General features: G+C 69.2%; 8 protein-coding genes. 5 read left to right on the forward strand and 3 right to left on the reverse strand.

The genetic code is table 11. The features are described from left to right. Positions 1–108 precede the first annotated feature (108 nt). Genes Q1X76_RS09675 through Q1X76_RS09690 form a run of 4 tightly spaced genes read left to right on the forward strand, consistent with a single transcriptional unit; the run spans position 109 to position 2662 of the window. Positions 109–576 (forward strand): hypothetical protein, encoded by a 468-nt coding sequence (locus Q1X76_RS09675; protein ID WP_300719628.1) that lies wholly within the window; start codon positions 109–111, stop codon positions 574–576. Positions 577–590: 14 nt separating this feature from the next. After that, positions 591–1502, forward strand: coding sequence for a bifunctional riboflavin kinase/FAD synthetase (locus tag Q1X76_RS09680; RefSeq protein ID WP_300719630.1), 912 nt, complete (start codon positions 591–593; stop codon positions 1500–1502). A 36-nt stretch (positions 1503–1538) separates the two neighbouring features. After that, a complete protein-coding gene (locus Q1X76_RS09685; protein WP_300719641.1) occupies positions 1539–1721 on the forward strand; it encodes a helix-turn-helix domain-containing protein in 183 nt (60 codons plus the stop codon). Positions 1722–1777: 56 nt separating this feature from the next. After that, positions 1778–2662 (forward strand): histidinol-phosphatase HisJ family protein, encoded by an 885-nt coding sequence (locus Q1X76_RS09690; protein WP_300719632.1) that lies wholly within the window; start codon positions 1778–1780, stop codon positions 2660–2662. Between the two features lie 48 nt (positions 2663–2710). Here the strand turns inward: Q1X76_RS09690 and Q1X76_RS09695 are convergent, their stop codons facing one another. After that, positions 2711–3667 (reverse strand): LysR family transcriptional regulator, encoded by a 957-nt coding sequence (locus tag Q1X76_RS09695; protein ID WP_300719634.1) that lies wholly within the window; start codon positions 3665–3667, stop codon positions 2711–2713. A 156-nt stretch (positions 3668–3823) separates the two neighbouring features. Here Q1X76_RS09695 and Q1X76_RS09700 point away from each other — a divergent pair, with 156 nt between their 5' ends. Further along, complete coding sequence (locus Q1X76_RS09700; protein WP_300719637.1) at positions 3824–4675, forward strand: aldo/keto reductase; 852 nt, start codon at positions 3824–3826, stop codon at positions 4673–4675. 219 nt (positions 4676–4894) lie between these two features. Here Q1X76_RS09700 and Q1X76_RS09705 read toward each other — a convergent pair whose 3' ends face one another. After that, complete coding sequence (locus Q1X76_RS09705) at positions 4895–5401, reverse strand: AbrB family transcriptional regulator (protein WP_300719639.1); 507 nt, start codon at positions 5399–5401, stop codon at positions 4895–4897. Positions 5402–5831: 430 nt separating this feature from the next. After that, positions 5832–6584, reverse strand: coding sequence for a prephenate dehydrogenase/arogenate dehydrogenase family protein (locus Q1X76_RS09710; RefSeq protein ID WP_300719643.1), 753 nt, complete (start codon positions 6582–6584; stop codon positions 5832–5834). Positions 6585–6594 lie beyond the last annotated feature (10 nt).

Consider the following 6594-nt stretch of genomic DNA (forward strand, 5'->3'; position numbering starts at 1 on the left):
CGCGCCCGCAGCGGATGCCGGGGACGCCCCCGCCGCAGGGGAGGGCGGCGCCAAACGCCGCCGTCGCCGCCGTCGCCGCAAGCCCGCCGCCGGAGGGCAGGAAGAGGCATGAGCACGCTGACGGCCGTCCGCGCCGACGCGGTACGGGAGGCCCTGGACAATTTCACGGTCCTGCTGCCCGATCTGGACGCCGGGCGGGCGCTGCGCCTGCTCGGCATCGGGCGCCTGCAGTTCCGCCGCCGCGCCCGCCTGCTGGCGGAATGGCGCGGCCTGTGCATGGCCCTGTGGCGTCTGGCCCTGCAGCGTTCCTTTCCCGAGGATGCCGGGAGCATGTTCCGCCAGTTCCGGGAAAGTTTCGGGCAGCGCCATGCGGACAGGGCCACGGCCCTGGCCCTGGAACGCGCCCCGGTCTACTGGCAGGTGCTGTCCGAGCGGGGGGACGCGGATTTCCGGCCCGCGGCCCGCGCGCTGGCAGGCGTCTTTTTCGAGGACGAGGCCCGGGCGCAGGCCATGGCCCTGCGTCTGATGCTGCACGTCCGGCATACATATCAGTTCATCTTTGACCGCCTTATCTGACCATCTGGATCGATATGACTACTTCCTCTCCCGCTCCCGCCCGCGGCACGGCCGTCACCATCGGCAACTTCGACGGCGTCCATCAGGGCCATCAGGTCCTGATCCGGCGCGCCCTGACCTACAGCGAACAATTCGGCCTGGACTGCGTGGCCATCACCTTCTGGCCGCATCCCCGGGTGCTGTTCGGCAAGCCGCACCAGCCCCTGACCAGCCGGGCGGCGCGGATGCGCCTGCTGCAGGGCCTGGGCGACCTGCGGGTGCTGGAGCTGCCCTTCACCCGCGAGCTGGCCGCGCTCTCGCCCGAGGAGTTCGTCCGGCAGCACCTGCTGCCCCTGGGCCTGAAACACCTGGTCATCGGCCATGACTTCACCCTGGGCCGCGACCGCAGCGGCCAGCCCGATGTCCTGCGGGCCCTGGGCGCGAAATACGGCTTCGACGTGGATCAGCTGCCGCCGGTGGAAGTGGGCGGGCATGTGGTCAGCTCCACCTGCCTGCGCCGGCTCATCAGCCAGGGCGACATGGTCACGGCCGCCAGCCTGCTGGGCCACGCCTACGGCTGCGAGGGCCTGGTGGTGCACGGCGAGGGGCGCGGCACCGGCCTGGGCTTCCCCACGGCCAACATCGCCGTCCCGGACACCATGCTGCCCGCGCCCGGGGTCTACGCCACCCGCGTGGTGCTGCCGCATCTGGGCCGCACCCTGCAGGCCGTGACCAACATCGGCCGCAAGCCCACTTTCGGCGACTATGACCTGAGCATCGAGAGCTTCCTGCTGGATACGGACCTGAACCTGTACGGCTATGAGCTGCGTCTGGATTTCGTGGCCCGCCTGCGGGACGAGAAACGCTTCGATTCCGCCGACGCCCTGGTGGCCCAGATCCGCACCGACGTGGCCCGGGCCCGCGATCTGCTGACCATGTACTTCTAGAGCCGTACCCTCCGTTCGGCTGGGAACGCCCCGGCCCTGCCGGTCAGCCTTGCCCGGGGCCAGATGGCGGCCATGGTCTGTTCCACGCAGCCCACGGTCGGCGAGCCCCTGCATCAGCTGCGGGAGGAAGGTCTCATCGACATCCGCGGCAGGCGCATCACCATCCGCCAGCCCCTGGGGCTGCTCTCGGCCCTGGGATCCCCGGCGGAGCGCCCCTGAGGAGCGGTATTGAGGACAGCGCCGCTCCGGCGTAAGCTGGCCGCCGGAGGCAGACCATGCTGGCAGACCTGCACACCCATACCGACACGTCCCACGGCCACCACAGCGCCGCCGAGATGTATGCCGCCGCGGCAGCGGCCGGGCTGGACCTCTTCGGCCTGAGCGAGCATTCCCCCCTGCCGGAAGACTACGCCTGCAAGCTCTATGTGCCGGCCTTCCCCGGCAATTTCCCCGACTTCGTCCGCGACATGCAGGCCCTGCGTTCCCGCTGCGGGCAGCGCGCGGACCTGCCCCTGCCCCTGCTGGGCGTGGAGCTGGACTGGCTGCCCGGGCATCCCGCCTTCATGCGCGATTTCATGGCGCGCTGGCCCTTCAGCTATGTGATCGGCTCCCTGCACTATGTGGGCCTCGTGCCCGTGGCCCGGCCCGCCGCCTGGACCGACGGCCCGGACGCCGCCCGCGCCCGCTACCGGGAGTATTATGCGGAAATGGCCCGCATGGCGGCCAGCGGCCTGGTCAACGTGGCCTCGCACCCGGACTTCATCAAGCGTTCCTCGTACGCCATGTTCCACGAGTGGCTCGGCGAACCGGGCAGCCTGGATGCGGCGGCCCGCGCCGTGCAGGCCATGGCCGCGCATCATGTCATCATGGAAGTCTCGTCGGCGGGCTTGCGCCAGCCCTTTGCCGAGCCCTATCCCTGCCCGGCCATCATGCGTCTGGCCGCCGACTGCGGTGTGGACATCTGCCTGGCCTCGGACGCTCACGACAGGGCCGATGCGGGCGCGGGGCTCGCCGACGTGGCCCGTTATGTCCGTTCCTTCGGTTTCACCTGCCAGACCCTGCCCCTGCGGCCTGATGACATCGCCACCCGGCCTGCCGTGCTGGCGCAGGTCCGGGACTATCTGGACGGTCCCCTGCCGCGTCTGCGTTTCGCGTTGTAGGGAGCGGGCCGGCGGACCGTCTGCCTGGAGCGTATCGCCACGGTCCCGTCATGCGGGGATGTCCCGGGCGCGGGGGCGGTCCCCGCTTCCCGGACGCCTTTTGGCGTCGTCCCTGTCCCGCCTGTGCCGCCGCTGTTCCAGGACTTCCAGAAAATGGCGGACATGCGCGCCCGCTTCCAGCGGGTACAGTATCCCGTACGGTACGGAAAAATCCCAGTCCACAGGGATGGTGACCAGCGCGGGGTGGACATCCTTCCAGCATTCGAGGCTCAACAGTATCCGGTCAGGCGGGCAGGCATTGAAGACGTCGATATCATAGAAGCGGGAGGTGTCTTCGATGCTGATCCGCGGCTGCCGTTCCAAAGCGTCGCGCACACGGTCCACGGCCGCGGAGTCCCCTCGCGCCCCCATCATCAGGCATTCTTCGTACAGGTCTTCGAGGCGCAGCTTTTTCGTCCGGGCGAGACGGTGTCCCCTGGGCACGGCGCAGCATATGCGATAACTGCCCAGCGGATAGAAGCGGCAGCGGCGCAGCCAGGCTCCCGAGTCGCAGGCTCCCACGAGGAAATCGAACTTGTCGCCCAGGGCGCCTATCTCGGCCAGGATGCCGCCGCGCGTGTCCTCGAAGGGGATGATCCGCACGGCATACTGCGGGAAGGCATCGCCGACCTCGCGCCAGAGGTCCATGAACACCGCGCAGGGATTGAGCAGGGAAGCTCCCACCCTGAATGCCGGTTTGCCGTCCGCGGCCCGGCGCCGTGCCCGGGCGACAGCCTCCCGGGAAAAGTCGAACAGACGCTGCGCGTCTTCGCAGATGGAACGCCCGGCGGCGGTCAGGCGTACGCCCCGTCTGGAGCGTTCCAGCAGGACCAAGCCGAGGTGCTCCTCCAGGGCATTGACCTGCTTCATGACGGCGTTGGGCGAGATGAACAGCCTTTCGGCCGCCCGGGTGAAACTGCCGCAGTCCGCCACGCAGACCAGTGTCTTGAGCTGGCTGTTGTACATGGTGCTGTCCTCTGTATGCGCTTCAGGTTGATACTGTACGAGCGTATTTGCAATTCCACGGCAAAACAAGCCGGGTTATGGGAGGGGAAAGACCATTTTCCCGGGCAGGGGCGGCGGGACCTGCGTCAGCCCCCTTCCCGGGCCAGGAGGCAGCTCATGCAGTATGTTTTGCTGAACAACGGGGTCAGGATGCCCATCCTGGGCTTTGGCGTCTATCAAATAGAGGATGCCGCACAGTGTGAACGGGCTGTGGCCGATGCCCTGGCGGCGGGGTACCGCCTCGTGGACACGGCGGCGGCCTATCTCAACGAGGAGGCCGTGGGCCGGGCCATCCGCACGAGCGGCATCGCCCGGGAGGACATCTTCGTCACCACCAAGCTCTGGATACAGGATGCCGGGTACGAAAGCGCCAGGGTGGCCTTCCGGCGTTCCCTCGACCGGCTGGGACTGGATTATCTGGACCTGTACCTCATCCACCAGCCGTTCAATGATTATTACGGCGCCTGGCGGGCCATGGAGGAATTGTACCGGGAGGGGCGCATCCGGGCCATCGGTGTCTGCAATTTCATGCCGGACAGGCTCGTGGATCTTATGGATCACAATGAGATCCCCCCGGTCATCGATCAGGTGGAGGTCAATCCCTTCTGCCAGCGGGAGGCTGACCGGCAGCTCATGGAGGCCCGGGGCGTCAGGATGCAGTCCTGGGCTCCCTTCGCCGAAGGGCGCAATGGCCTGTTCCGGGATCCTGTCCTGGAGGATGTCGCTGCCGGGCATGGCCGCACCGTGGCGCAGGTGGTGCTGCGCTGGCTGGTGCAGCGCGGGGTGGTCTGCATCCCCAAGTCCGTCCACCGGGAGCGTATCGAGGAGAACTTCCGGGTCTTCGATTTCGAGCTGACCGATGCCGACATGCAGCGCATCGCTGCCCTGGATACCGGCAGGAGCTGCTTCTTTTCCCACGATGACCCGGAGATCGTGAGCTGGCTGGGGACGGTCCGCTTCGATATCTAGCCTCCCTGGCGGCAGGAGCATGCGCACGGCTGCCCCTTCGCCGTACACGGCCGGACAGGGACAGGCGTCCAGGGCGGCCCGGCAGGGCCCTGCCGGCTCCAAAGCCTTCCGGCCAGTCGCCAGCGTCCTGCGGGGCTGCCCCTGTCCGCGGCGTTGCGGAAACAGGGGACGGCCGTTGCGCGGGTCGGGCGGCATGGTTTTGGCGACGGGTGTCCGGTATCAGCCGTGCGGCAGCAGGCGGTGCAGCAGCCAGCTCAGGAGCGGGGCCAGCAGCAGGACGGTGTACAGACGCACCAGATGGAAGGCCAGCACGGCGGGCGCGTTGCTGCCCAGATCGGAAGCCATGCCCACCACGGCCTGCAGGCCGCCGGGGCTGGTGGCCAGGATGGCGCTGCCCGCATCCAGACCGGCCGTGCGGCAGATGAACCAGGCCCCCAGGGCCCCGGCCAGGATGAGCAGGGCCGTGGAACCGAACATCAGGGGCGCCATGGCGCGTATCTCCAGCAGGGTGCCGCCGGTCATCATGTTGCCCACCATGACGCCGATGGCGATCTGCGCGCCCAGCTGGAACAGGCGCGGGGTGTCGGCTTCCAGATGGCCCAGCAGTTTGACGGCCAGCACGGCCACCACGGCCCCCAGCATGGCGCCGCCGGGGATGTGCAGGAAGGCGAAGAGCAGGCCGCCGGCGACGCCGCAGGCCATCAGGACGAGAAAGGTCGTGGACATGGTTCCTCCGTACGCCCGGAAGGGCAGGGCCATCATGCGGCAGCAGGGGGGAGGCGGTCAAGGTTGCGTGTGCAACCATATGCCCGGCAGAGGGGCGGCGCAGGGCAGCTTCCCTGTCGCCGCGCTGCCGAAGGGCGCGGGGACAGGCGCGGGCGAGACGGGGGACGGCTCCTTTCTCCGGCCCGGCAGGGGAGGAGCGGCGGGCGGGAGGAGAACGGGAAGGCGGCATCCGCGGGCCCGGGAGATCACGGCCCGGGGAGACCGGGGACCGGGAGAGGGCAAGGCTCCCGGACGTGGCCGGTTTCAGGGCGGCAGCAGATGCGGGCCCGGGGCGGCGCGCGGCGGCCGGAGCGAAAGGGGCGTGCCGGGGCACGGCAGGGGAAGGAAAGGGGAAGGGAGGCGCCTGTCCGGGACGCTCCCTTCCCCGCTGTCATTTTTTCCACCACCACTGCGCGCGGCGGCAGAGCAGTTCGATGTCGCCGGCAGCGGCCACGTTGAGCATCTTGCGGTACTGGCGCACGGCTTCGTGGCTGTAGGGATTGGCCTCGAACAGGCCGGTGAACATGCTGCCGTCCTCGGTGAGCATCTTCTCTGCCGCGTGCAGGCGGCGGCGGAAGGAGGGGGTGATATAGGGCAACAGGTCTTCCTGCCCTGCCAGCAGGGCGAAGTAGGCCAGGTTGGTGATGAAGTTCATGTTCTGGATGCGGGCCATGGCGCGGTCGTGCTCGTCGGCCGTGGCCCGGAAGGTGGCGCAGCCCAGGGCCCGGAAAAAGGCTTCCACCAGGGCGGTGTCCTCCTCGCGGGCCGTGCGCCCGGGCGTGATGGTCACGGGCAGGCCGTCGGCGTCGGGCGTGGCCGGGCCGAAGAGCGGGTGCGTGCCCACCACTGGGCCGGGCCAGAGCTCCTCCATCTGCCGCAGGGGCTGTACCTTGACCGAGGTGATGTCGGCCAGGATGGCCGTGGCGGGCAGATGCCCGCGGATCGTGGCCGCCACCCCGGCGAAGACCGCCGCGGGCACGCAGAGGATGGCCAGGGCCGCGTCCGCGCAGGCCGGGGCCAGTACGGCGGCATCCAGGGGCACGTCCACGCCCCGCATGTCCAGCCCGGCGTCACGGCCGCGACGGCAGAGCATGGCGCCCATGCGGCCACGACAGCCCACGATGACGATGCCGCGTCCGCGCAGGACGGCGTCC

It is taken from the genome of uncultured Desulfovibrio sp. (assembly GCF_949282365.1).
In the GTDB taxonomy this organism is placed as follows: Bacteria; Desulfobacterota; Desulfovibrionia; order Desulfovibrionales; family Desulfovibrionaceae; genus Desulfovibrio.

Coding starts and splice junctions, on each gene's coding strand:
- Q1X76_RS09675 (WP_300719628.1), top strand. CDS start 109: ATGAGCACGCTGACGGCCGTCCGCGCCGACGCGGTACGGGAGGCCCTG.
- Q1X76_RS09680 (WP_300719630.1), top strand. CDS start 591: ATGACTACTTCCTCTCCCGCTCCCGCCCGCGGCACGGCCGTCACCATC.
- Q1X76_RS09690 (WP_300719632.1), top strand. CDS start 1,778: ATGCTGGCAGACCTGCACACCCATACCGACACGTCCCACGGCCACCAC.
- Q1X76_RS09695 (WP_300719634.1), bottom strand. CDS start 3,667: ATGTACAACAGCCAGCTCAAGACACTGGTCTGCGTGGCGGACTGCGGC.
- Q1X76_RS09700 (WP_300719637.1), top strand. CDS start 3,824: ATGCAGTATGTTTTGCTGAACAACGGGGTCAGGATGCCCATCCTGGGC.
- Q1X76_RS09705 (WP_300719639.1), bottom strand. CDS start 5,401: ATGTCCACGACCTTTCTCGTCCTGATGGCCTGCGGCGTCGCCGGCGGC.